Annotated in this window: 22 protein-coding genes; 17 read left to right on the forward strand and 5 right to left on the reverse strand. The window is 63.7% G+C overall.

The genetic code is table 11. The features are described from left to right. Nucleotides 1-160 precede the first annotated feature (160 nt). The 10 genes from PSQ39_RS21120 to trhP all read left to right on the forward strand — a co-directional run bounded on the left by PSQ39_RS21120 (nt 161) and on the right by trhP (nt 8,451). Entirely contained in the window at nt 161-493 is a 333-nt protein-coding gene (locus PSQ39_RS21120; RefSeq protein ID WP_273929585.1) for a hypothetical protein, read from the forward strand. A gap of 396 nt (nt 494-889) precedes the next feature. Next, on the forward strand, nt 890-2,014 hold the full coding sequence (gene ribBA, locus PSQ39_RS21125) for a bifunctional 3,4-dihydroxy-2-butanone-4-phosphate synthase/GTP cyclohydrolase II (RefSeq protein WP_273929587.1): 1,125 nt from the start codon (nt 890-892) through the stop codon (nt 2,012-2,014). Between the two features lie 5 nt (nt 2,015-2,019). Further along, nucleotides 2,020-2,484 carry a 6,7-dimethyl-8-ribityllumazine synthase gene (gene ribH, locus PSQ39_RS21130; RefSeq protein WP_273929590.1) on the forward strand — a complete coding sequence of 155 codons (465 nt, stop codon included), beginning with the start codon at nt 2,020-2,022 and terminating at the stop codon, nt 2,482-2,484. Next, a complete protein-coding gene (gene nusB / locus PSQ39_RS21135) occupies nt 2,481-3,077 on the forward strand; it encodes a transcription antitermination factor NusB (RefSeq protein ID WP_273929591.1) in 597 nt (198 codons plus the stop codon). Before ribH ends, nusB begins: the two co-directional genes overlap by 4 nt. Nucleotides 3,078-3,097: 20 nt before the next feature. Beyond that, nucleotides 3,098-4,282, forward strand: a complete 1,185-nt coding sequence (locus tag PSQ39_RS21140; RefSeq protein WP_273929593.1) for a pyridoxal phosphate-dependent aminotransferase — start codon at nt 3,098-3,100, stop codon at nt 4,280-4,282. Beyond that, nucleotides 4,279-4,725 (forward strand): tol-pal system-associated acyl-CoA thioesterase, encoded by a 447-nt coding sequence (gene ybgC, locus PSQ39_RS21145; RefSeq protein WP_273929595.1) that lies wholly within the window; start codon nt 4,279-4,281, stop codon nt 4,723-4,725. Before PSQ39_RS21140 ends, ybgC begins: the two co-directional genes overlap by 4 nt. Beyond that, entirely contained in the window at nt 4,722-5,429 is a 708-nt protein-coding gene (gene tolQ / locus PSQ39_RS21150) for a protein TolQ (RefSeq protein WP_273929597.1), read from the forward strand. The genes ybgC and tolQ overlap by 4 nt, the downstream gene beginning before the upstream one ends. Before the next feature lie 27 nt (nt 5,430-5,456). After that, on the forward strand, nt 5,457-5,885 hold the full coding sequence (gene tolR / locus PSQ39_RS21155; protein ID WP_273929598.1) for a protein TolR: 429 nt from the start codon (nt 5,457-5,459) through the stop codon (nt 5,883-5,885). 17 nt (nt 5,886-5,902) lie between these two features. Then, entirely contained in the window at nt 5,903-6,946 is a 1,044-nt protein-coding gene (gene tolA / locus PSQ39_RS21160; protein WP_273929600.1) for a cell envelope integrity protein TolA, read from the forward strand. 98 nt (nt 6,947-7,044) lie between these two features. Further along, complete coding sequence (gene trhP, locus PSQ39_RS21165; RefSeq protein ID WP_273929602.1) at nt 7,045-8,451, forward strand: prephenate-dependent tRNA uridine(34) hydroxylase TrhP; 1,407 nt, start codon at nt 7,045-7,047, stop codon at nt 8,449-8,451. Between the two features lie 99 nt (nt 8,452-8,550). Here the strand turns inward: trhP and PSQ39_RS21170 are convergent, their stop codons facing one another. Then, nucleotides 8,551-9,108, reverse strand: coding sequence for a hypothetical protein (locus PSQ39_RS21170; RefSeq protein WP_273929604.1), 558 nt, complete (start codon nt 9,106-9,108; stop codon nt 8,551-8,553). Between the two features lie 569 nt (nt 9,109-9,677). On the opposite strand from PSQ39_RS21170, the gene PSQ39_RS21175 reads away from it, so the two are divergent. After that, nucleotides 9,678-11,909, forward strand: a complete 2,232-nt coding sequence (locus PSQ39_RS21175; protein WP_273929606.1) for a molybdopterin-dependent oxidoreductase — start codon at nt 9,678-9,680, stop codon at nt 11,907-11,909. A gap of 300 nt (nt 11,910-12,209) precedes the next feature. Here PSQ39_RS21175 and acnB read toward each other — a convergent pair whose 3' ends face one another. From acnB to PSQ39_RS21195, 4 genes are read right to left on the reverse strand one after another with little or no spacing between them, the layout of a single operon-like run. Further along, entirely contained in the window at nt 12,210-14,801 is a 2,592-nt protein-coding gene (gene acnB / locus PSQ39_RS21180) for a bifunctional aconitate hydratase 2/2-methylisocitrate dehydratase (RefSeq protein ID WP_273929608.1), read from the reverse strand. A 45-nt stretch (nt 14,802-14,846) separates the two neighbouring features. Beyond that, the gene (locus PSQ39_RS21185; RefSeq protein ID WP_273929610.1) at nt 14,847-15,419 is read right to left on the reverse strand and encodes a hypothetical protein; all 573 of its coding nucleotides are present in this window, start codon (nt 15,417-15,419) and stop codon (nt 14,847-14,849) included. A gap of 19 nt (nt 15,420-15,438) precedes the next feature. Then, a complete protein-coding gene (locus PSQ39_RS21190; protein WP_273929612.1) occupies nt 15,439-16,428 on the reverse strand; it encodes an HpcH/HpaI aldolase/citrate lyase family protein in 990 nt (329 codons plus the stop codon). A gap of 17 nt (nt 16,429-16,445) precedes the next feature. Next, nucleotides 16,446-17,432, reverse strand: a complete 987-nt coding sequence (locus PSQ39_RS21195) for a malate dehydrogenase (protein WP_273929614.1) — start codon at nt 17,430-17,432, stop codon at nt 16,446-16,448. A gap of 221 nt (nt 17,433-17,653) precedes the next feature. On the opposite strand from PSQ39_RS21195, the gene PSQ39_RS21200 reads away from it, so the two are divergent. The 6 genes from PSQ39_RS21200 (at nt 17,654) to PSQ39_RS21225 (ending at nt 22,269) form a co-directional block, all read left to right on the forward strand. Continuing rightward, nucleotides 17,654-18,439 (forward strand): GntR family transcriptional regulator, encoded by a 786-nt coding sequence (locus PSQ39_RS21200; RefSeq protein WP_273929616.1) that lies wholly within the window; start codon nt 17,654-17,656, stop codon nt 18,437-18,439. A 140-nt stretch (nt 18,440-18,579) separates the two neighbouring features. Further along, on the forward strand, nt 18,580-19,011 hold the full coding sequence (gene sdhC / locus PSQ39_RS21205; RefSeq protein ID WP_273929618.1) for a succinate dehydrogenase, cytochrome b556 subunit: 432 nt from the start codon (nt 18,580-18,582) through the stop codon (nt 19,009-19,011). 19 nt (nt 19,012-19,030) lie between these two features. Then, a complete protein-coding gene (gene sdhD / locus PSQ39_RS21210; protein ID WP_273929619.1) occupies nt 19,031-19,396 on the forward strand; it encodes a succinate dehydrogenase, hydrophobic membrane anchor protein in 366 nt (121 codons plus the stop codon). Between the two features lie 3 nt (nt 19,397-19,399). Beyond that, nucleotides 19,400-21,208, forward strand: a complete 1,809-nt coding sequence (gene sdhA, locus PSQ39_RS21215) for a succinate dehydrogenase flavoprotein subunit (RefSeq protein WP_273929621.1) — start codon at nt 19,400-19,402, stop codon at nt 21,206-21,208. A gap of 26 nt (nt 21,209-21,234) precedes the next feature. After that, entirely contained in the window at nt 21,235-21,939 is a 705-nt protein-coding gene (locus PSQ39_RS21220; RefSeq protein WP_273929623.1) for a succinate dehydrogenase iron-sulfur subunit, read from the forward strand. A 12-nt stretch (nt 21,940-21,951) separates the two neighbouring features. Then, a complete protein-coding gene (locus tag PSQ39_RS21225) occupies nt 21,952-22,269 on the forward strand; it encodes an FAD assembly factor SdhE (protein ID WP_273929624.1) in 318 nt (105 codons plus the stop codon). Nucleotides 22,270-22,333: the final 64 nt, after the last annotated feature.

Raw genomic sequence — 22,333 nt, forward strand, 5'->3', positions numbered from 1 at the left:
TAAGATATCTGGAGGCACCCAATCCATTAGAGTGGACTGGCTGAGCAACGCGCACCAGCCGCTCTCCTCCGAGAGGACTCCTGCCTTGCCCAAGCACATCGTGCGGGTCTGGTGCTCCCAACATCACCGATCCGCTGGCTTGGTTTTATTGGAGAAACTCATGAAAAAACTCGTTTTGTCCCTGGGTGTTTTGTTGACCCAACTGCTCGCCGGCCAGGCTTTTGCCGCCGGTGAAGTCGATCCGGCTGGTGCCAAAGCCGCGCCTTCTGCGACCGCCACGCCGGCTGAGAAAGCCGAAGCGCGCAAAGCCCGCAAGGCCGCCGGTGCTGCTGCAGCCAAAGAGTCCAAAGCGGCTGAAAACGGCGATGCGGCCGCAGGGGGCGACAAGCCAGCAGCCTCCGCCAAGGCCACCAAAGAAGAACGCAAGGCCGCCCGCGCCAAACGCAAGGCCGAAGGTGCCGCTGCGGCCAAGGCTGAAAAAAACGGTCAATGACCGCTTGATGGCACTGCCCTGGCGCGCCAGGCCCACGGGCTGGGTCGCGCCAACCGAACCGGTCTCCGACCGGTTTTTTTATGCCTGTGAAACCCATGAGCCGCCTCAAGCAAGAGGCCCCTGGAGCTCAAGCCAGGTTCCCAGCTCACAGGAAGCAGACCCCGACCCACCTTTGAGGCGATAATCGGGGGATGTCGAAGGCCAGTCCCCAGACGGGCCCAGCCCGCTGAACCGGCCCTTGAAGAACGGCGGCCCACCGCCAGCCCCGGCTCGCCGCCGGGTTTGGCCTGGCCCAAGCGCATTCTGCTGCGGAACCAACCATGTACCACCCGTCCCCTCGCTAAGGCCTGCCAGCCCGCAAGACGACCCGTGGAACCTGCATTCAACCCAAGAACCATGACTAGCAAACAAATCACGCCTGTGGCCATTTCCCCGGTCGAGGACATCGTGGCCGACATGCGCGCCGGCCGCATGGTCATTCTGGTCGACGAAGAAGACCGTGAAAACGAAGGCGACCTGGTGCTGGCTGCAGACCACGTCACGCCCGAGTACATCAACTTCATGGCCCGCTACGCCCGCGGCCTGATCTGCCTGACGCTGTCGCGCGAGATGTGCGAGCGCCTGAACCTGCCGCCCATGGTCAGCAACAACGGGGCCAAACACGCCACGGCCTTCACTGTGTCCATCGAGGCCGCTGAAGGCGTGACCACCGGCATCTCGGCGGCTGACCGCTCACGCACCGTGCAAGCGGCCGTGGCCCCCAATGCCCAAGCCAGCGACCTGGTGCAGCCTGGCCACATCTTCCCGCTGCAAGCGGTTGAAGGCGGCGTGCTGATGCGCGCCGGCCACACCGAAGCAGGTTGCGACCTGGCCACGATGGCCGGCTGCAGCCCCGCCTCGGTGATCTGCGAGGTGATGAACGAAGACGGCACCATGGCCCGCTTGCCGGACCTGCAACTCTTCGCCGCCGAGCATGACCTGAAGATTGGCACCATCGCCGACCTGATCGAATACCGCAGCCGCACCGAGTCGCTGGTCGAAAAACTGGGCAGCCGCAGCATCAAAACCGCCTATGGCGAGTTCACGGCCCACGCCTTCCGCGACAAGCCCAGCCAGGGCGTTCACATCGCCTTGGTCAAAGGCCAGTGGCAAGCCGATGAAGTGGTGGACGCCCGCGTGCACGAACCGCTGTCGGTGCTGGACGCGTTGGAAGTCAACCGCAGCATGCACTCCTGGGGCCTGGACGCCAGCCTGGCCCACTTCGCCGCCAGCGGCAAGGGCGTGGCCGTGCTGCTCAACTGCGGCGAAGGCGCTGACGAATTGTTGGCCCAGTTCGAAGGCCGAGCACGTGCCGCCCAAGCCCCTGAACGGGGCCGCATGGACTTGCGCACCTACGGCATCGGGGCGCAAATTCTGCGCGCCTGCGGTGTGCACCGCATGCGCCTGATGGGCAACCCCCGCCGCATGCCCAGCATGGCGGGTTACGGCCTCGAAATCACCGGCTACCTCACCAAGGAGTAAGACTCATGTTTGGCGCAGAAAAAGGCACTTCCGACAAATTGGATGGCCGCAAACTCCACATCGGCATCGTGCAGGCTCGCTTCAATGAGAGCATCACCAACGCGTTGGCCGAGGCTTGCAAGGCCGAGTTGCTGGCATTGGGCGTGCAGGACAAGCACATCCAGCACGTGTTCGTGCCCGGGGCCCTGGAAGTGCCTGTGGCCCTGCAAGCGCTGGCCGAAAAAGATGAGTTCGACGCGCTGATCGCGCTGGGCTGCATCATCCGCGGCGAAACCTACCACTTTGAACTGGTGGCCAATGAGTCCGGCGCAGGCGTGACCCGACTGACCCTCGACTACCAGATCCCGATCGCCAACGCGATCATCACCACCGAAAACCTCGAGCAGGCGGTGGCCCGCCAGACCGACAAGGGCCGCGACGCAGCCCGTGTGGCGGTCGAGATGGCCAACCTGCTGGAAGACCTGTCATGAGCGAAACCTCCCCCTCCTCCGCGCGCCCGCCGCGCCAGCCCCGCAAAGGCACCACGAGCACCGGCGCCCGCAAGGCCGCGTCCAAGTCCGACCGCAGCCGTGCGCGCGAATTCGCGCTGCAGGCGCTGTACCAGTTCCTGGTCGGCAAGAACGACGCCACCGCGATCGACCACTTCACGCGCGACCTGTCGGGCTTCCACAAGGCCGACGCCGCCCACTACAACACCTTGCTGCATGGCTGCGTCTCGATCAGCGAAGAGCTGGACGCGCGCATCAACCCGCTGCTGGACCGCAAACTGGCCGAGATCTCGCCCATCGAGCACGCGGTGATGTGGATTGGCGTCTACGAACTGCAGTTCTGCCCTGACGTGCCCTGGCGCGTGGTGCTCAACGAATGCATTGAGCTGACCAAAGAATTTGGCGGCACCGATGGCCACAAGTACGTGAACGCCGTGCTCAACGGCCTGGCACCTCAGTTGCGCGCCGACGAAGTCGCCGCCGACAAGGGCCAAGCCGGTTCCAAGGCCGCGGCTGCCGCCGCTGTGACCGACACCCCGCCCGCTGCTTCGACCGATACCCCAGACGCGTCCTGAACCGCGCCTGATCCGCACGCATGAAAATCTCCACCCGCGCTGGGCGCATTGAGCCCTTTTACGTGATGGAGGTGGCCAAGGCCGCCTCGCAACTGGCCCGTGAGGTGGCGAACAGCAGCCGCCCCATGATCTTCCTGAACATCGGCGAGCCCGATTTCACCGCCCCCGAAGCGGTGCAGGAAGCGGCGCACAAAGCCATCCGTGACGGAGCCACGCAGTACACCCAGGCCACCGGCCTGGAGCCGCTGCGTGAACGCATCAGCCAGTGGTACGCACAGCGCTTTGGCGCCGACGTGCCTGCGCGCCGCATCGTGATCACCGCAGGCGCCTCGGCCGCCTTGCAGCTGGCCTGCCTGGCCTTGATCGACGCGGGTGACGAGGTGCTCATGCCCGACCCCAGCTACCCCTGCAACCGGCACTTTGTGAGTGCGGCCGAAGGCAATGCGGTGCTGATCCCGACCACGGCGGACGAGCGCTACCAGTTGAGCGCCGACAAGGTCAGCCAAGCCTGGACGCCGCGCACACGCGGCGTGCTGCTGGCCTCGCCCTCCAACCCCACCGGCACCTCGATCCACCCCGACGAGTTGCGCCGCATTCATGAGGTGGTGAAGTCGCACGACGGCGTCACCCTGGTCGATGAGATCTACCTCGGCTTGAGCTACGACGACACCTACGGCCACACCGGCCTGGCCATCGACGACCAGATCATCAGCATCAACAGCTTCAGCAAGTACTTCAACATGACCGGCTGGCGCCTGGGCTGGCTGGTGGTGCCCGACGCCTTGGTGCCCGTGGTCGAGCGCCTGGCGCAAAATCTGTTCATTTGCGCCAGCACCGTGGCCCAGCATGCTGCCCTGGCCTGCTTTGAACCGGATTCCCTGGCCGTTTACGAACAGCGCCGCTCCGAGTTCAAGGCGCGCCGTGACTACTTCATCCCGGCGCTGGAGCAACTTGGCCTGAGCGTGCCGGTGCAGCCTGATGGCGCCTTCTATGCCTGGGCGGATTGCCGCGAGTGGTGCGCTCGCCTGGGCGTGCAAGGCAGCTGGGACCTGGCCTACACCCTCATGAAGGAAAGCCATCTGGCGGTCACGCCGGGGCGCGACTTTGGTACCGCCCAGACAGCCGACTTCCTGCGTTTTTCAACGGCCAGCTCCATGGCCCACCTGCAAGAAGCGGTGGCCCGCTTGAAGGCCTTGGCCGGATGAGCCCGCCCCCCAGCCCGGCCAGCTTGGCCGCAGCCGCCTTCCGCCACCCCGTGCGCGTGTACTGGGAGGACACCGATGCGGGCGGCATTGTTTTCTATGCCAATTACCTGAAGTTTTTTGAACGGGCGCGCACCGAGTGGCTGCGCAGCCTGGGCATTGGTCAGCAGGCGCTGCGCGACAGCACAGGTGGCATGTTCGTGGTCAGCGAGACCAGCGTCCGCTACCACCGCCCTGCCCGCCTGGACGACCAGCTCGTGGTCAGCGCCTCGCTGCACACCGGGGGCCGCGCCTCGCTGGTGATCGCCCAGCAGGCCTGGCTGCTGGATGGCCAAGGCCAGCCCATGGAACTTCTGTGCGAAGGCACGATCCGCATTGGTTGGGTTGACGCGGCCAGCCTGCGTCCGACCCGCATTCCCTCGAACATCCTGGAAGCACTTTCATGAACTCACAAGACCTGTCCATCATCAACCTGGTGCTGCACGCCAGCGTGGTGGTCCAAGGGGTCATGCTGCTGCTGGTCGGCATCTCGATTGCCAGCTGGGCCGCCATCTTCCGCAAGCTGTTTTCGCTCAAGCGGGTGAAGTCGCTCAACGAGGACTTCGAGCGCGAGTTCTGGTCCGGCACCAGCCTGAACGACCTGTTCGCCGCAGCGGCTCAAAACGCCCGCCAATCGGGCCCGATGGAACGCATCTTCGCCAGTGGCATGCGCGAATTCCAAAAGCTGCGCGAACGCCGCATCAGTGACGCGGGCACGCTCATGGACGGCGCGCGCCGCGCCATGCGCGCCAGCTTCCAGCGCGAGATGGACGTGATCGAGTCCAACCTGTCCTTCCTGGCCTCGGTGGGTTCGGTCTCCCCCTACGTGGGCCTGTTTGGCACGGTCTGGGGCATCATGCACGCCTTCACGGGCCTGGCGGGCTTGCAGCAGGTCACGCTGGCCACCGTCGCACCCGGCATCGCCGAGGCCCTGGTGGCCACGGCCATTGGCTTGTTCTCGGCCATCCCCGCTGTGGTCGCCTACAACCGTTTTGCGCGCGACATTGACCGCGTGGCCATCCACCAAGAGACCTTCATCGAAGAGTTCTCCAACATCTTGCAGCGCAACCTGGGTGCCCAGGCGGCTGCTGCCTCGGCCACCAGCCGCTGAGCCCGCTCGCGCCCCCAGGAGAAGCACATGCCTGCCATGGTTTCACGCGGCCGCGGCCGCCGCACCATCAACGAGATCAACATGGTGCCCTTCATCGATGTGATGCTGGTGCTGTTGATCATCTTCATGGTGACCGCGCCCCTGATCACGCCCAGCAACATCGATCTGCCCAGCGTGGGCAAGGCCTCCAAGCAGCCCGATCGCGTGGTGCAGGTGGTCATTGGCAAAGACGAAAAGCTCGAACTGCGCAGCCCCGGCAAGCCTGAGAAAACCCAATCCATCAGTGCCAAGCAGCTGGTGGCCGCGGTGCGCGAGGCCCAGGACGGCGATGACAACAACCCCGTCGTGATCAGCGCCGACCGCAATGTGAAGTACGAATCGGTGGTCAAGGTGATGGATGCGTTGCAGCGCGCCGGAATCAAGCGCGTGGGCCTGTCGGTCCAGCTGAGCAACTGAGGCGCCCCCTGTCCGACATGTCGACGACTGCCCTGCACCGCTCCGAATTTGCCCCACCACCCCAGGGCGGTCTCGGTCCGTCCGTGGTGATGGCCTTGCTGGCCCACGGCCTGCTGCTGCTGGCGCTGAGTTTCAGCGTGCAATGGAAACGCGATGCGGTCGAGGTCGCCGTGGAGGCCGAGCTGTGGTCGGCCGTGCCGCAGGAAGCAGCGCCGCGCGCGGTCGAACCGCCGCCCCCGCCGCCGCCCGAGATCGAGCCGCCCAAGCCAACGCCAGCGCCGCAGCCACAGCCCGCCGTGAAGCCGCCACCGGCGCCCGCCCCGGACGAATCCCTCAAGGACGCCCAGATCGCGCTGGAGAAAGAACGCAAGCGCAAGGAGCTCGAAAAGAAAGAGCGGGAGCACCAGCGCGAGCTCGAGAAAAAAGAGCAAGACAAAAAAGAGCGCGAGAAACGCGAGAAGCTGGAGAAGGCCGAGCGCGAGAAGCAAGAGCGTGAAAAAGCCTTGCAGCAAAAGCGCGAGGCCGACAAGGCCGCCGAAAAGGCGGCCGAGAAGAAGCGCCAAGAACAGCTGCAGCGTGAAAAGGAAAAAGAGCAAGAGCGCAAAAAGCAAGAGGCCGAGGCCGAAAAACGCAAGGCGGCCGAAGCCGACGCCAAGCGCAAGAAAGATGCAGAAGCCGCCGAGGCCAAGCGCCTGGAGGCGCAGCGTGCTGACAACCTCAAGCGCATGGCGGGACTGGCGGGCGCGTCGGGCGGGCCCAATGCGACGGGTTCGGCGATGCAGTCGTCCGGTCCTTCCGCGAGCTATGGTGGACGCATCAAGGCCCGGGTCAAACCCAACATCGTGTTCAGCGATGACATCGCTGGCAACCCGGTCGCCGAAGTGGAAGTGCGGGCCGCACCGGACGGCACCATCGTCGGCCGCAAGCTCAGCAAATCGAGCGGTGTACCCGCCTGGGATGAGGCGGTGCTGAAAGCCATCGACAAAACCGAGGTCCTGCCGCGTGACACCGATGGCCGGGTACCCAGCAGCCTGATCATTTCGTTCCGCCCCAAGGACTGACCCAGAACCCGGGCAGGCCACCCGCCTGCCGCTCCATTGACCCGCTGGCGCCAGGACGCGCCAGCCCTTTCACCGGCGATCCCGGGGAGAATCCAGCCATGACCCTCAAAGCCCCCGAACTGCTCTTGCCCGCGGGCTCGCTCGACAAGATGCGAGCCGCCTACGACTTTGGCGCTGACGCCATCTACGCGGGCCAGCCGCGCTACTCGCTGCGCGCACGCAACAACGAGTTCCGCCTAGAGCAGATTGGCCAAGGCATTGCCGAGGCCCATGCCCGGGGCAAGAAGTTCTTTGTCACCAGCAACCTGCTGCCGCACAACGACAAGGTGCGCACTTACCTGCGCGACATCGAGCCCGTGATCCAGATGAAGCCCGACGGCCTGATCATGGCCGACCCCGGTCTGATCATGATGGTGCGCGAGCGCATGGACACCGGCAACTACCCCGATGTGCCGATCCACCTGTCGGTGCAGGCCAACACGGTCAACTACATGGCGGTCAAGTTCTGGCAGAAGGTAGGGGTCACCCGCATCATCCTGTCGCGTGAACTGAGCCTGGACGAAATCGAAAAGATCCGCCAGGAGTGCCCCGACATGGAGCTCGAAGTGTTTGTGCACGGCGCGCTGTGCATTGCCTACTCAGGCCGCTGCCTGCTGTCGGGCTATTTCAACCGGCGTGACCCGAACCAAGGCACTTGCACCAACGCCTGCCGTTGGAGCTACAGCACCACCCCCACGGCGGTGGACCCCAACACCGGCGAAGCGATGGCCGTGCCCATGGACAAGGGTTTTGACTTTGCCAAAGCCCAGCAAGAAGCTGAGACCAGCTTCTCGGCCTGCGGTGACGGCCAGCGTCACCCCGCCGCCGACCAGGTTTACCTGCTCGAAGAAGCTGGCCGCCCAGGCCAGTTCATGCCCATCATGGAAGACGAGCACGGCACCTACATCCTCAACTCCAAGGACCTGCGCGCCGTGGAATACGTGGAGCGATTGACCAAGATCGGTGTCGACTCGCTCAAGATCGAAGGCCGCACCAAGTCGCTGTATTACGTGTCGCGCACGGCCCAGGTCTATCGCCGCGCCATTGACGACGCGGTGGCCGGCCGCCCCTTCAACCCAGGCTTGATCACCGAACTCGAAGGCCTGGCCAACCGGGGTTACACCACCGGCTTGCTGGACCGGCGTCCGGCCAACGACTACCAGAACTACGAAACCGGTCACTCGGTGGCGCACCGCAGCCAATTTGTGGGTGAGGTGCGTCAGGTGGAAGACGGCTGGGCCGAGGTCGAAACCAAGAACCGTTTCGCCGTTGGCGACACGCTGGAGGTGATCCACCCCAGTGGCAACCAAATGCTGAAGCTGGAGCAGATGCGCAACACCGAAGGGCAAGCCATCGAGGTGGCTCAAGGCAATCCGGTGAAAGTGCGGATTCCCCTGGAGGCCCGCTTTGCCGGGGCGCTGCTGGCCCGGGTGTTTGAAGCAGACACCGCTGTGGCGGCAGCCTGAAGACGGCGAGGCGCTCCTGGGCGGCTCGCACTGCATTCGCCCGATGTACTGTGCCTGAGCCTGGATCCGGCTGGCACAGCCCCCGCCGAGGAAGGTCCTTCAGGGCTTGGCTTGCACGCCGGCGACTTCGACCACCGTCAAGATGGCCCGCACCTGATCACCCACTTTGACGTCCTTCATGACGTCCACGCTGCGCACCCGCAGCCAGGCCATCTGGTGATTCGCGTCGCTGAGTCGAATGCGCGATGCACCGGTGTCCACCGCCACCACGTTGTAGATGCGATCCAGGCGCAAGCCCTCGAGCGAGCCATCAGGGGCCTCCACCACGCTGGTTTCGCTCTTGCTGATGCCATCGCCCTTGCGCAAGGCCAGCACCTCACGCACGACCAGCAAGGTGTCGATGTCATCGCCCACCTTGATCTTGTCGATCGACACACCCGCCCGCACCCGAACCTTGAAGCTGACGTCACCCGACTTCAGCTGCAGCTGGCGCTTGGCCAAGTCCACGCCCAGCACGGTGAAGCGGCTCACCAACTGGTCTTCCATGAAGATCGCATCTTTCACCGCAGGCGCGGCGGGTTTGGTTCCAGATTGTGCATTGGCGGCCACGGCAACACCCACCATCAACGCGGCCACGGCCCATTTCATCTTGCTCATCTCAAATCACCTCTCAGTTAACAGGTTCAAACGACCCAAGGCCAGCCCAGTGCCTTGGTCGGGCGAGTGTAGAAATCGCCCTGCTGGGGCATTCTTAGAAACGCAAGCCAATGCAAGTGGAGGGGGGCTTCATTTACACGGGCACTTTCAGGCGGGCCGGTAGCGCAATCCATCAGAGGTCCTGGGCCACAAGGCCAACCCGCGACCGACGGGGTGCGAAGGACGGCGCCACACGCCTCGAAGTCCTCACCTTTGCTAACTTTTGTTGCCAAGCCACTCATCCCTCCGGCGCCCCACACTGGGCTCCTGTCAGAGCTCTGTTTACCCTGATGGAGCGCATTTTTGCGATACAGGGTAAACCCTGCACAAAGATGAGGCATGCTGTTGAAACCCGCATGGATACTGGGTTTGCGGCGTCCATCCCAGAGTCACCCACACACTTGTCCACAGAAGCTGTGGACGGAATGGTGGCCAAGCAGGCCTTTGGTTTGTCGCCCGGGTGATCGCCTTGTTCCAGCTCACTGCGGCACCATGGCGCGCATTCCCACATGCCCATACCGAGGTGCCCCATGAGCGACAGCCCCCAGCAGACCCACTACCGCATCTGCCCCTTGTGCGAGGCCTGCTGCGGGCTGGAGATCAAAGTGAGCGAGGGCCGGGTGATCAGCATCCGGGGCCATGAAGCCGATGTGCTGAGCCGGGGCTACATCTGCCCCAAAGGCGTGGCCTTGAAAGACCTGCATGAAGACCCAGACCGGCTGCGCCAGCCCCTGATCAAGCGCGACGGCGTCTTTCATGAAGCCACCTGGGAAGAAGCCTTTGCGGAGATTGAGCGCCGCCTGCAGCCCCTTCAGGCGGCCCACGGCCGACACAGCGTGGCCATGGTCGCCGGCAACCCCACCTCCCACAAGCTGGGGCTGATGCTGTACTACCCCCGATTGCTCAAAGCCTTGGGCACGCGCCAGATCTTCAGCGCCGCCACCTTGGACCAAATGCCGCGCCATGTGGTCAGCGGCTTGCTCTATGGGCACTGGATGACGGTGCCGGTGCCCGACATCGCCCATTGCGATTGGCTGCTGGTGCTGGGCGCCAACCCTGTCGCCAGCAATGGCAGCATGTGGACCGTGCCCGATTTTCGGGGCCAGGCCAAGGCCCTGCAAGCGCGAGGCGGCAAGCTGTTGGTGATCGACCCTCGGCAAACCGAGACGGCCCAGCTGGCCGATGAGCACCACTTCATCCGCCCAGGAGGCGATGTGTTTTTGTTGCTGGGCATGCTGCACAGCCTGTTCGCCCAAAACCTGGTGAAGCTGGGCGCTGCGGCCCCCTGGGTCGACGGCCTGGAGGCGGTGCGCGAGGCCGTGTCCCCCTACAGCCCTGAGCAAGTGAGCGCCCGCTGCGCGGTGCCCGCAGAAACCATTGAACGACTGGCCCGTGAACTGGCGCAGACACCGCGCGCCGCGATCTACGGCCGCATCGGCACCTGTACCCAAAGCTTTGGCACGCTCAACACCTGGTTGATCGACCTGCTCAACCTGCTCAGTGGCCACATGGACCAGGTCGGGGGCACGATGTTCCCCAAGGCCGCCGCCTTTGCCGCCAACACCCTGGGCCCGGCGGGTCAAGGCCGAGGCGTGGTGCTGGGCCGCCACCACAGCCGGGTCAGCCAAGCCCCCGAGGTGATGGGTGAACTGCCCATCACCTGCCTGGCCGAAGAGATCGAAACCCCTGGGGCCGACCAAGTCCGTGCGCTGATCACCCTGGCCACCAACCCGGTGCTGTCCAGCCCCAACGGCGCGCGCCTGGCAAAGGCCTTCGAAGGCCTGGAGTTCATGCTCAGCCTGGACATCTACCTCAATGAAACCAGCTGCCACGCCGACGTGATCCTGCCCGGCCCTTCGCCGCTGGAAGACCTGCATTACGACGTGCCCTACCCGCAGATGTCGTGGCGCAACCACGCACGTTACAGCGCGCCGGTCTTCGAGCGGGCGCCTGGACAGCCCGAGGAGTGGCAGACCCTGCTGCGCCTGGCGGCCATCGCCCAGGGCGCCCAGGGCCCGCAAGACACACAGGCCCTGGACGAGCAGCTGTTCCAAACCGATTTGCGCCGCCTCCCCCCGCCGCAAAGCGAGGCCGTCGCCCAAGCCACTGCCGGGCTGCAGGGGCCGCAACGCCTATTGGCACAGGCTTTGTGCCAAGGGCCCTACCCGCTCTCCCTGGCCGAGGTGCAACAAGCCCCAGGCGGACTGGACCTGGGGCCACTGACACCCCGGCTGCCCGAGGTGCTGCGCACCACAACAGGGCGCATCGACCTCGCGCCGGCCGGGCTGCTGGCTGACCTGCAGCGGGTGCCTGCAGCGCTTCAGGAGTCGTCAGAAGCCTTGCTGCTCATCGGTCGACGCGAGGTTCGCTCCAACAACAGCTGGATGCACAACCTGCCCACCTTGGCCAAAGGCCCGATGCGATGCACCTTGCTTGTGCACCCCGAGGATGCCTCCACCCTCCAGCTTCAACATGGTGCATGGGCCTGGTTGGCGCTGAAAACCCCGCCCACGGATGCCCAAGCGACCGCCCCAGGCCTGCGCGTGCAGGTGGAGCTGAGCCCACGCATGATGCGTGGCGTGGTCAGCCTGCCGCATGGCTGGGGTCATGATCTGGCGGGGGCACGCCAACAGGTCGCGGCGCAAAGGCCGGGGGTCAACCTCAATGCCCTGATGTCGGATCAGGCGCGTGACCCCTTGTCAGGCAATGCAGTGCTCAGCGGGGTCTCGGTCCATCTGCAGGCGCTGACTGAGCCGGCCTGAACGGGGTGAGCCGCCACGCCGGTGGGCTGCTTTTGCACACTGCCTATTGAACAGGCAATCTGTGGGAAGCCGCATGGGGACTCGCTTTGGGCGGCATGCCCAAGTGTCTTCCCCAGACTTATCCACATTTTTTGGGGATGGTGCACAGGCCCGCCGTACCCCCAGGGCACACGCCATGTGCCTCGTTTGGCGGCATGTTCACCTTGGCGCCGGGCGAAAAAAAACCCACCCGCAGACACGGGTGGGTTGGCTTGGTGGGGAGGTGCCCGTCGGGCACCAGCCCCCCCCCTTGCAGCCTGATCAGGCCGACACGCCCTTGGCGACCTCGGCGTACTCTTCAATCTGGTTGAAGTTCAGGTACTTGTAGATCGAAGCGCCGTCCTTGTTCACGACGCCCATGGCTTCGTGGTACTCGGCCACGGTGGGCAGCTTGCCCAGCTTGGAGGCGATGGCCGCCAATTCGGCCGAGCCCAGGAACACATTGGTGTTCTTGCCCAGGCGGTTCGGGAAGTTGCGGGTCGACGTGGAGATCACGGTCGCGCCTTCACGAACTTGCGCTTGGTTGCCCATGCACAGCGAGCAGCCCGGCATTTCGGTGCGCGCACCGGCATTGCCGAAGGCGGCGTAGTGGCCTTCCTTGATCAGCTCGGTCTGGTCCATCTTGGTCGGCGGAGCCACCCACATCTTCACCGGGATGTCGCGCTGGCTGCCCAGCAGCTTGGCGGCGGCACGGAAGTGGCCGATGTTGGTCATGCACGAACCGATGAAGGACTCGTCGATCTTGGTGCCGGCGACTTCAGACAGGAACTTGGCGTCGTCCGGGTCGTTCGGGCAGCAGACGATGGGTTCCTTGATGTCGGCCAGGTCGATCTCGATCACGGCAGCGTATTCGGCGTCCTTGTCGGCTTCGAGCAGGTTGGGGTTGGCCAACCAGGCTTCGACCTTCTCGATGCGGCGAGCCAGCGTGCGAGCGTCAGCGTAACCGTCGGCGATCATGTTCTTCATCAGCACGACGTTGCTGGTGAGGTATTCCTTGATCGGCTCGGGGTTGAGCTTGATCGTGCAACCAGCGGCCGAGCGTTCAGCCGAAGCGTCCGACAACTCGAATGCTTGTTCGACCTTGAGGTCTGGCAGGCCTTCGATTTCCAGGATGCGGCCCGAGAACACGTTCTTCTTGCCGGCCTTGGCCACGGTCAGCAGACCGGCCTTGATGGCGTACAGCGGGATCGCGTGCACCAGATCGCGCAGGGTCACGCCGGGTTGCATGGCGCCCTTGAAGCGCACCAGCACCGATTCAGGCATGTCCAGGGGCATCACGCCGGTGGCGGCGCCGAAGGCCACCAGGCCCGAGCCGGCCGGGAAGGAGATGCCGATCGGGAAACGGGTGTGCGAGTCACCACCGGTGCCGACGGTATCAGGCAACAGCAGGCGGTTGAGCCAGCTGTGGATCACGCCGTCGCCCGGACGCAGGGCCACGCCACCACGGTTGCTGATGAAAGCAGGCAGTTCGCGGTGGGTCTTGACGTCGACCGGCTTGGGGTAAGCGGCCGTGTGGCAGAAGGATTGCATCACCAGGTCAGCACTGAAGCCCAGGCAAGCCAGGTCCTTCAGTTCATCGCGGGTCATCGGGCCGGTGGTGTCTTGCGAACCCACGGTGGTCATCTTCGGCTCGCAGTAAGTGCCTGGGCGCACGCCCTGGCCTTCCGGCAGACCCACAGCGCGACCAACCATCTTTTGCGCCAGCGTGAAGCCAGCGTTGGTGGCGGCCGGTGCTTGCGGCAGGCGGAACAGGGTGGAAGCAGCCAGACCCAGGAATTCGCGGGCCTTGGCGGTCAGCGAGCGGCCAATGATCAGGTTGATGCGGCCACCGGCGCGCACTTCGTCAAACAGCACATCGCTCTTGAGCTTGAACTCAGAGACGGTGGCGCCGTCTTTCACGATCTTGCCTTCGTAGGGCAGGATGTCGACCACGTCGCCCATTTCGAGCTTGGACACGTCGACTTCGATCGGCAACGAACCAGAATCTTCTTGGGTGTTGAAGAAGATCGGAGCGATCTTGCCGCCCAGGGTCACGCCACCAAAGCGCTTGTTCGGCACGAAGGGGATGTCCTGGCCCGTGGCCCAGATCACGCTGTTGGTGGCCGACTTGCGGCTCGAGCCCGTGCCCACCACGTCGCCCACGTAGGCCACGAGGTGGCCCTTCTTCTTCAGGTCTTCAATGAACTGCATCGGACCGCGCTTGCCGTCTTCTTCCGGCTTGAAGGCGGCGCCTTCGCGGGTGTTCTTCAGCATGGCCAGGTAGTGCAGCGGAATGTCCGGGCGGCTCCAGGCGTCGGGCGCGGGCGACAGGTCGTCGGTGTTGGTTTCACCGGGCACCTTGAACACGGTGACGGTGATCTTCTTTTCGACTTCAGGGCGGGTGGTGAACCACTCGGCGTCAGCCCAGCTTTGGATCACTTCCTTGGCCTTGGCGTTGCCGGCCTTGGCTTTTTCAGCGACATCGTTGAAGAAGTCGAACATCAGCAAGGTCTTCTTCAGACCTTCGGCGGCCACACCCGCCACATCGGCGTCGTCCAGCAGTTCGATCAGGGGGTGCACGTTGTAGCCACCCACCATGGTGCCCAGCAGCTCGGTGGCCTTGGCCTTGGAGATCAGGGCCACGCTCAGTTCACCATGGGCCACAGCGGCCAGGAAGCTGGCCTTGACCTTGGCGGCATCGTCCACGCCCGGGGGCACGCGGTGCGTCAGCAGGTCCAGCAGGAAGGCGTCTTCGCCAGCGGGCGGGTTCTTGATCAGTTCGATCAGTTCGGCCACTTGCTTGGCTTCCAGCGGCAGGGGCGGAATGCCCAGGGCTGCGCGTTCGGCAGTGTGTTGGCGATAGGCTTGCAACATGTCGTTCTCCTGTCAGTTCACTAATGGGGCGGTTTTTGGAAAGGGTTATTTGGCCGAGGCAGAAGCCGTGCCAGGTGCGTCCAGCAGGCCCGGCACCGGGTTCTTGCGCAGCGCCTCGGCCACGATGGCTTGCTCTGGGCTCATGCATTCGTCGGCCTGGCGCTGACCCAGCTTCTGGTTCATCAGCATGGACTTGTTGGCGAGCTGGATCCACACAGCGCCCGCTTTTTCGTCTTCCAGGCGCAAGGCGCCGGTGCGGCTGGCCACCGGGGCCATGCGGTACTTGAAGCCCTTGCCGGTGATGTCAAAGTAGCCCGGGGCCTTGTCGTCGGCCTTGACCGTGACGTAGGCACCGAGTTCGCAGGTGATGCGGCCGGTGTGCACGCGCTCGGCCAGGGCCAGCTCGTCCAGCGTCAAAGCGGCTTCAGCGGCCTCGACACCTGCCGCCATGTTCTTGGCGGTGCTTTTGATTTCGGTGCGGCTGGCACTTTGCTTGGGCTTGGCCGGCTTGGCCTTGCTGTCGGCTGCTGCTTTGTGGTGCGCGTCGGCACTCGGCGACTGGGCCGAGACCAGGGACGCGGCGCCCAGCATCAGGGCGGCAATGAGCAGGGATTTCATGAGGAGGTCCTCCAGGGGGTCAAGACTGCACGGGCGCGAAATACGCCCGCGCTTCAATGGGCAAAGAGCGCCCAGTTTGGTGGGCCCGCTCCAGCACTTGCCAGAAATAACGGTAGCTGGCCCGGTCGTGCAGTTGACCGGCATGGCTGATGGGCGCCCAGTCGGCCGCTTGGGCCGAGGTGATGATTCGGGTGGCGAGTTCGATCTCGCGCTCCTCGGGCGCAAACGCGTCGAGGATGGGTTGAATTTGGGACGGGTGGATGCTCCACATGCGGGCATAGCCAAATTCACGCGCCGCCTTGTGGGCCGCCGCACGCAGGGCCGCCAGGTCACTGAACTCGGTGACCACGCAGTGCGAGGGCACTTTGCCAAAGGCATGGGCAGCCGAAGCGATTTCAAGCTTGGCACGCACCACCAACGGGTGGGTGAACTGCCCCGCAGCCCCCATGCCAGCAGAAGGTATGGCGCCCGCATGGGCGGAGACAAAGTCCATCAGCCCAAAACTCAGGGACTGCACTTGCGGGCAGGCGGCGATGTCGAAGGCGCGGTGCACGGCACCGGGGGATTCGATCAGCACCTGCAAGGGCAAGTCAGGGTGGCCCGCCGCCGCCAGGGCACGGGCCGCACGCTCGACGTCCTGCACGGTTTCCACCTTGGGCACCATCACATGGCACAGGCGGGACCCGGCGCGACCCACGATGGTCTGCACGTCAGCGTCAAAAGAGGGGTGGTCGACCGGGTGCACCCGGGCCGCCACGCGGGCTTGGGGCGCAGCGCCCAAAGCCAACTCGGCGACCAAGGCGGCGTGTTCTGCCTCGGCACCGGCCGGAGCACCGTCTTCGCAGTCCAAAGTGACGTCGAAAACACAGGTGCCCAGGCGCTCGGTCATCTCAGCCTGCAGCAGCAGGCTTTTTCGCATCCGCAGCTCCACGCCGCTGTAGTGATCACAGACTGGCAGCAAGCCCTGTTGGGCCTGAGCTTCGAGCAAGACCTCGCGCGGATGCTTCATGGACACAACCTGGCCGATCAGAGCAGGTGGGCCACGCCAGCTTGCTCGTCGGTCAGTTCCTTGAGCGTCTTGTTGATGCATTCTTGCGAGAAGGCATCGATGTCCAGGCCTTGGACGATCTTGTATTCGCCGTTTTCGGTGGTCACCGGGAAGCCGAACATGACGTCCTTGGGGATGCCATAGGAGCCATCCGACGGGATGCCCATGGTGACCCACTTGCCGTTCGAGCCCAGGGCCCAATCGCGCATGTGGTCGATGGCGGCGTTGGCAGCCGAAGCAGCCGACGACAGACCGCGAGCGGCGATGATGGCAGCGCCACGCTTGCCCACGGTGGGCAAGAAGGTTTCGCGGTTCCAGGTTTCGTCGTTGATCAGGCCCTTCACCGACTCACCACCGATGGTGGCGAAACGGTAGTCGGCGTACATGGTGGGCGAGTGGTTGCCCCACACGGTCAACTTTTCGATGTCCGACACGGCCATGCCCGTCTTGGCAGCCAGTTGCGACGCAGCGCGGTTGTGGTCCAGACGCAGCATGGCGGTGAAGTTCTTGGCCGGCAGGTCCGGAGCCGACTTCATGGCGATGTAGGCGTTGGTGTTGGCGGGGTTGCCAACGACCAGCACCTTCACATTGCGCGAAGCCACGGCGTTCAGCGCCTTGCCTTGGCCAATGAAGATGGCGCCATTGACAGCCAGCAGCTCGGCACGTTCCATGCCCGGGCCGCGCGGACGCGAGCCCACCAGCAAAGCGTAGTCGGTGTCCTTGAAAGCGGTCATCGGGTCGCTGTGGGCTTCAATGCCGGCCAGCAGCGGGAAAGCGCAGTCTTCCAGCTCCATGATCACGCCCTTGAGCGCGTTCTGGGCCTTCTCGTCGGGGATTTCCAGCAATTGCAGGATCACGGGCTGATCCTTGCCCAGCATTTCGCCGGAGGCGATGCGGAACAGCAGGGCGTAACCGATTTGGCCAGCGGCGCCGGTAACGGCAACTCGGACGGGCTTTTTGCTCATGAGGGACTCCAGGAGGTTGTGTAAAACGGGTGTCGCCACAGTGCTGGACCTGTTTCAGGAACCATAGGCCCGAGCCCTGCGAAACAGCCAAGGAGTGTACTCGGGTTACGGCACCCTGGTCAATTTGTCTTATGTCTTATATAAGATATGATGCGAACCCGAGCCGAACGCAAAAAATAGGCTCGCCGAACGAGACAACACCGGTTCAACCGCTCACCACCATGCCGCCGCCTAACACCAGCCCCAACGATGTCGCCGCTGTCGACGACATTGGCCTGGCCACGCCGGCATTCAGCCCGCTCTATCAGCAAATCAAGGGCTTGATTCTGCAAAGCCTGCAGGCAGGCGACTGGAAGCCCGGGGAATCCATCCCCAGCGAGATGGACCTGGCGGCCCGCTACCGGGTCAGCCAGGGCACGGTGCGCAAAGCCATTGACGAACTGGCGGCCGACAACCTGGTGGTGCGCCGCCAAGGCAAGGGGACCTTTGTGGCCACCCATGCCGAGCAGCATGTGCAATACCGCTTCCTCAAGCTGATCCCGGACACCGGCGACAGCAGCGCAGAAGGCCCGGCCCAGCGCACCATCATCGAGTGCAAACGCACCCGCGCCAGCGCCGAAGTCGCGCGCCCACTGGCGCTGCGCAGCGGCGACTCGGTGCTGCAGGTGCGCCGCATCCTGTCCTTCGGCGGCACACCCACCATTCTCGAAGACCTGTGGCTGCCCGGACATGCTTTCAAAGGCCTGACAGCCGAGCAAATGGCTCAGTATCACGGCGCCACCTACGCGATGTTTGAGCTTGAATTTGGCGTGCGCATGGTGCGCGCCGAAGAAAAGTTGAAAGCGGTTTTGCCCGACGAAACCCAGGCCCGCTTGCTGCAGATTCCGCCCCAGACACCGCTCCTCAGCGTGGAGCGCGTGGCTTACACCTACAACGACACCCCCATGGAGCTCCGGCGAGGCCTTTACCGCACCGACACACATCACTACAGAAACGAACTCAACTAATCTCCCTCAGGCGAGCAAAGCCAAGAGAAACGTCGAAAATAGGCAACGACCCGAGTCCGCTTTGCTGCATTGCAATAGAATTTTGGGTTGTTTGCATTTACGAAATTACCGAGCAGTTACATCCACGAAAGCACCCTCCCATGTCTGAACTCGCAAAAAAGCGGCCTGAGTTCCGCAACATCAATGCCTTCAAGGATTTGACCACCTACCGCCTGCCTCCGGCCGGCTGGGTGTCGATCCTGCATCGCGTCAGCGGTCTCATCATGTTCCTGTTGATGCCTTTCATCATCTGGATGTTTGACGTTTCCGTCTCCTCCGAAATTTCGTTCTCGAAGTTCAAGGCCGCTTTCAACAGCGGCCTTGGTTTTGTGCCGGGTGCCTTCATCAAGCTGGTGGCACTGGCCCTGATCTGGGCTTACCTGCACCACTTCATCGCCGGTCTGCGCCACCTCTGGATGGACGTGAACCACGCGGTGAGCAAAGAGTTCGGCAAGAGCTCGGCACTCGTGACCCTGGCCCTGAGCATCGGTTTGACCGTGGTGCTGGGCGCCAAGCTGTTTGGCCTGTACTGATTGATTGAAGGAGCAACCCATGTCTGTTAACTACGGCTCCAAGCGCATCGTCGTCGGTGCCCACTATGGCCTGCGCGACTGGCTGGCCCAGCGCGTGACCGCCGGCCTGATGGCCTTGTTCACGGTGATCCTGCTGGCTCAGGTCATCTTCTCGTCGGGCCCCATCGGCTACGACAAGTGGGCGGGCATCTTCTCGACCCAATGGATGAAGGCCCTGACCTTCGCCGTGATCATCGCCCTGCTCTACCACGTGTGGATCGGTGTGCGCGACATCTGGATGGACTACGTCAAGCCCGTCTCCATTCGTCTTTCCCTGCAAATTTTCTCCATCGTGTGGCTGGTCGCTTGCGCTGGCTGGGCCATTCAAGTTCTGTGGAGACTGTAAAAAATGACTTACTCCAAATCTGGCATCACCACCCGTAAGTTTGACGTTGTCATCGTGGGCGCAGGCGGCTCCGGCATGCGTGCCTCGCTGCAGCTGGCCCGCGCTGGCTTGAACGTGGCCGTTCTGTCCAAAGTGTTCCCCACCCGCTCGCACACCGTGGCGGCACAAGGCGGCATTGGCGCCTCGCTGGGCAACATGAACGAGGACAACTGGCATTACCACTTCTACGACACCGTCAAGGGCTCCGACTGGCTCGGCGACCAAGACGCGATCGAATTCATGTGCCAGGAAGCCCCCAAGGTCGTGTACGACCTGGAGCACATGGGCATGCCGTTTGACCGCAACCCCGACGGTACGATCTACCAACGTCCTTTCGGCGGCCACACCGCCAACTACGGCGAAAAGCCGGTGCAACGCGCTTGCGCAGCCGCTGACCGCACGGGTCACGCCATGCTGCACACGCTGTACCAGCAAAACGTCAAGGCCAAGACCAGCTTCTTCGTCGAGTGGATGGCACTGGACCTGATCCGTGACGCCGAAGGCGACGTGGTCGGTGTCACCGCCCTCGAAATGGAAACTGGCGACCTGCACATCCTGCACGCCAAGACCGTGCTGCTGGCCACCGGCGGCGCTGGCCGCATCTTTGCAGCCTCGACCAACGCCTTCATCAACACCGGTGACGGCCTGGGCATGGCAGCTCGCGCTGGCATCGCGCTGCAAGACATGGAGTTCTGGCAGTTCCACCCCACCGGCGTGGCCGGTGCTGGCGTGCTGCTGACCGAAGGCTGCCGCGGCGAAGGCGCTATTTTGCTCAACAGCAATGGCGAGCGCTTCATGGAGCGCTATGCGCCCACCTTGAAGGATTTGGCCCCGCGTGACTTCGTGTCCCGCTCCATGGACCAGGAAATCAAGGAAGGCCGTGGCTGCGGCCCCAACAAGGACTACATCCTGCTCAAGCTGGATCACCTGGGTGCCGACACCATCCACAAGCGCCTGCCCTCGGTGTACGAAATTGGCGTCAACTTCGCCAACGTCGACATCACCCGCGAGCCGATCCCGGTCGTGCCCACCATCCATTACCAAATGGGCGGTATCTCCACCAACATCAACGGCCAAGTCGTGGTGCAAAACGGTGACGTGCACAACCAAGTGGTCAACGGTCTGTACGCGGTGGGCGAATGCTCCTGCGTGTCGGTGCACGGCGCCAACCGCCTGGGCACCAACTCGCTGCTCGACTTGCTGGTGTTCGGCCGCGCCGCTGGCAACCACATCGTCGACTTCGCCAGCAAGACCAAGTCGCACAAGCCGCTGCCGGCGGACGCCGCTGACTTCACGCTGTCGCGCCTGAACCGCCTGGACAACGCCAAGGGTGGCGAGTACGCGCAAAACGTGGCCAACGACATCCGTGCAGCTATGCAACAGCACGCCGGTGTGTTCCGCACCCAAGCCAGCATGGACCAAGGTGTGGTCAAGATCGCTGAACTGCGTGAACGCTCCAAGGCTGTGGGCCTGGCCGACAACTCCAAGGTGTTCAACACCGCGCGCATCGAAGCACTGGAAGTCGACAACCTGATCGAAGCTGCTCAAGCCACCATGGTGTCTGCCGCCGCTCGCCGTGAATGCCGTGGCGCCCACACCGTGGACGACTACGAACACCCGGCCGATCACCCGACCGCTCCGCTGGGTCGCGACGATGCCAACTGGATGAAGCACACCCTGTGGCACAGCGCTGGCAACAACCTGACCTACAAGCCTGTGAACCTGAAGCCGCGCACGGTTGAGAGCGTGCCGCCCAAGGTCCGCACGTTCTGATTCCGTCCTGCACGAAAGCCCACGATATGACGAAACGTACTTTTCAGATCTACCGCTACGACCCGGACAAGGACGCCAAGCCCTACATGCAGACCATCGAGATCGAACTCGACGGTCACGAGCGCATGCTGCTCGACGCCCTGATCAAACTCAAGGCCCAGGACCCGACCATCTCCTTCCGCCGCTCCTGCCGCGAAGGCGTGTGCGGTTCGGACGCCATGAACATCAATGGCAAGAACGGCCTGGCCTGCTTGACCAACATGAACACGCTCAAGGGCACCATCGTCCTGAAGCCGCTGCCGGGCCTGCCGGTCATCCGCGACCTGATCGTGGACATGACACAGTTCTTCAAGCAGTACAACTCGATCAAGCCTTACCTCATCAACGACAACGTGCCGCCCGAAAAGGAACGCCTGCAGTCGCCTGAAGAGCGTGAAGAGCTGAACGGCCTGTACGAGTGCATTCTGTGCGCCAGCTGCTCGACCAGCTGCCCCAGCTTCTGGTGGAACCCTGACAAGTTTGTCGGCCCCGCCGGTCTGCTGCAGGCCTACCGCTTCATCGCCGACAGCCGCGACGAAGCCACCAGCGAGCGCCTGGACAACCTGGAAGACCCGTACCGTCTGTTCCGTTGCCACACCATCATGAATTGCGTCGACGTCTGCCCGAAGGGCCTGAACCCGACCAAGGCGATTGGCAAGATCAAGGAATTGATGGTCCGCCGGGCCGTCTGATTGACTACTGGCATGAAACTTGATCTGCCAAGCCACCTGGGGGATGACGGTGAACTCGTCGGACGCGCTGCAGGAGAGCCCCTGGGCCAGCGCGCCTACAGCAAGCTGCAGTGGCGTTGCCGCCGTGGTCTGCTGGAAAACGACCTGTTCATCGAGAAGTTCTTTGCCCGGCACGGGGAGCACCTCACGGTGGCCCATGCACGAGGCATGTACGCCTTGATGGATTTGGCAGACAACGACCTCCTCGACCTGCTGTTGCGCCGCAAGCAGCCGGTGGGACCGTTGGACACGCAAGAAGTTCGTGAGGTCCTGGCTTTGTTGGTGCCTTGAGATCGCTCAAGCCACCCCAACGCCAGTGCCCCACCGGAAGATGGGCAAATAACCATAGGAAAAG

It is taken from the genome of Curvibacter microcysteis (genome assembly GCF_028649455.1).
In the GTDB taxonomy this organism is placed as follows: Bacteria; Pseudomonadota; Gammaproteobacteria; order Burkholderiales; family Burkholderiaceae_C; genus Curvibacter; species Curvibacter microcysteis.

Bases quoted from the DNA above. Each gene is read 5' to 3' on its own strand.
- PSQ39_RS21120 (WP_273929585.1), top strand. From the start codon at position 161: ATGAAAAAACTCGTTTTGTCCCTGGGTGTTTTGTTGACCCAACTGCTC.
- ribBA (WP_273929587.1), top strand. From the start codon at position 890: ATGACTAGCAAACAAATCACGCCTGTGGCCATTTCCCCGGTCGAGGAC.
- ribH (WP_273929590.1), top strand. From the start codon at position 2,020: ATGTTTGGCGCAGAAAAAGGCACTTCCGACAAATTGGATGGCCGCAAA.
- nusB (WP_273929591.1), top strand. From the start codon at position 2,481: ATGAGCGAAACCTCCCCCTCCTCCGCGCGCCCGCCGCGCCAGCCCCGC.
- PSQ39_RS21140 (WP_273929593.1), top strand. From the start codon at position 3,098: ATGAAAATCTCCACCCGCGCTGGGCGCATTGAGCCCTTTTACGTGATG.
- ybgC (WP_273929595.1), top strand. From the start codon at position 4,279: ATGAGCCCGCCCCCCAGCCCGGCCAGCTTGGCCGCAGCCGCCTTCCGC.
- tolQ (WP_273929597.1), top strand. From the start codon at position 4,722: ATGAACTCACAAGACCTGTCCATCATCAACCTGGTGCTGCACGCCAGC.
- tolR (WP_273929598.1), top strand. From the start codon at position 5,457: ATGCCTGCCATGGTTTCACGCGGCCGCGGCCGCCGCACCATCAACGAG.
- tolA (WP_273929600.1), top strand. From the start codon at position 5,903: ATGTCGACGACTGCCCTGCACCGCTCCGAATTTGCCCCACCACCCCAG.
- trhP (WP_273929602.1), top strand. From the start codon at position 7,045: ATGACCCTCAAAGCCCCCGAACTGCTCTTGCCCGCGGGCTCGCTCGAC.
- PSQ39_RS21170 (WP_273929604.1), bottom strand. From the start codon at position 9,108: ATGAGCAAGATGAAATGGGCCGTGGCCGCGTTGATGGTGGGTGTTGCC.
- PSQ39_RS21175 (WP_273929606.1), top strand. From the start codon at position 9,678: ATGAGCGACAGCCCCCAGCAGACCCACTACCGCATCTGCCCCTTGTGC.
- acnB (WP_273929608.1), bottom strand. From the start codon at position 14,801: ATGTTGCAAGCCTATCGCCAACACACTGCCGAACGCGCAGCCCTGGGC.
- PSQ39_RS21185 (WP_273929610.1), bottom strand. From the start codon at position 15,419: ATGAAATCCCTGCTCATTGCCGCCCTGATGCTGGGCGCCGCGTCCCTG.
- PSQ39_RS21190 (WP_273929612.1), bottom strand. From the start codon at position 16,428: ATGAAGCATCCGCGCGAGGTCTTGCTCGAAGCTCAGGCCCAACAGGGC.
- PSQ39_RS21195 (WP_273929614.1), bottom strand. From the start codon at position 17,432: ATGAGCAAAAAGCCCGTCCGAGTTGCCGTTACCGGCGCCGCTGGCCAA.
- PSQ39_RS21200 (WP_273929616.1), top strand. From the start codon at position 17,654: ATGCCGCCGCCTAACACCAGCCCCAACGATGTCGCCGCTGTCGACGAC.
- sdhC (WP_273929618.1), top strand. From the start codon at position 18,580: ATGTCTGAACTCGCAAAAAAGCGGCCTGAGTTCCGCAACATCAATGCC.
- sdhD (WP_273929619.1), top strand. From the start codon at position 19,031: ATGTCTGTTAACTACGGCTCCAAGCGCATCGTCGTCGGTGCCCACTAT.
- sdhA (WP_273929621.1), top strand. From the start codon at position 19,400: ATGACTTACTCCAAATCTGGCATCACCACCCGTAAGTTTGACGTTGTC.
- PSQ39_RS21220 (WP_273929623.1), top strand. From the start codon at position 21,235: ATGACGAAACGTACTTTTCAGATCTACCGCTACGACCCGGACAAGGAC.
- PSQ39_RS21225 (WP_273929624.1), top strand. From the start codon at position 21,952: ATGAAACTTGATCTGCCAAGCCACCTGGGGGATGACGGTGAACTCGTC.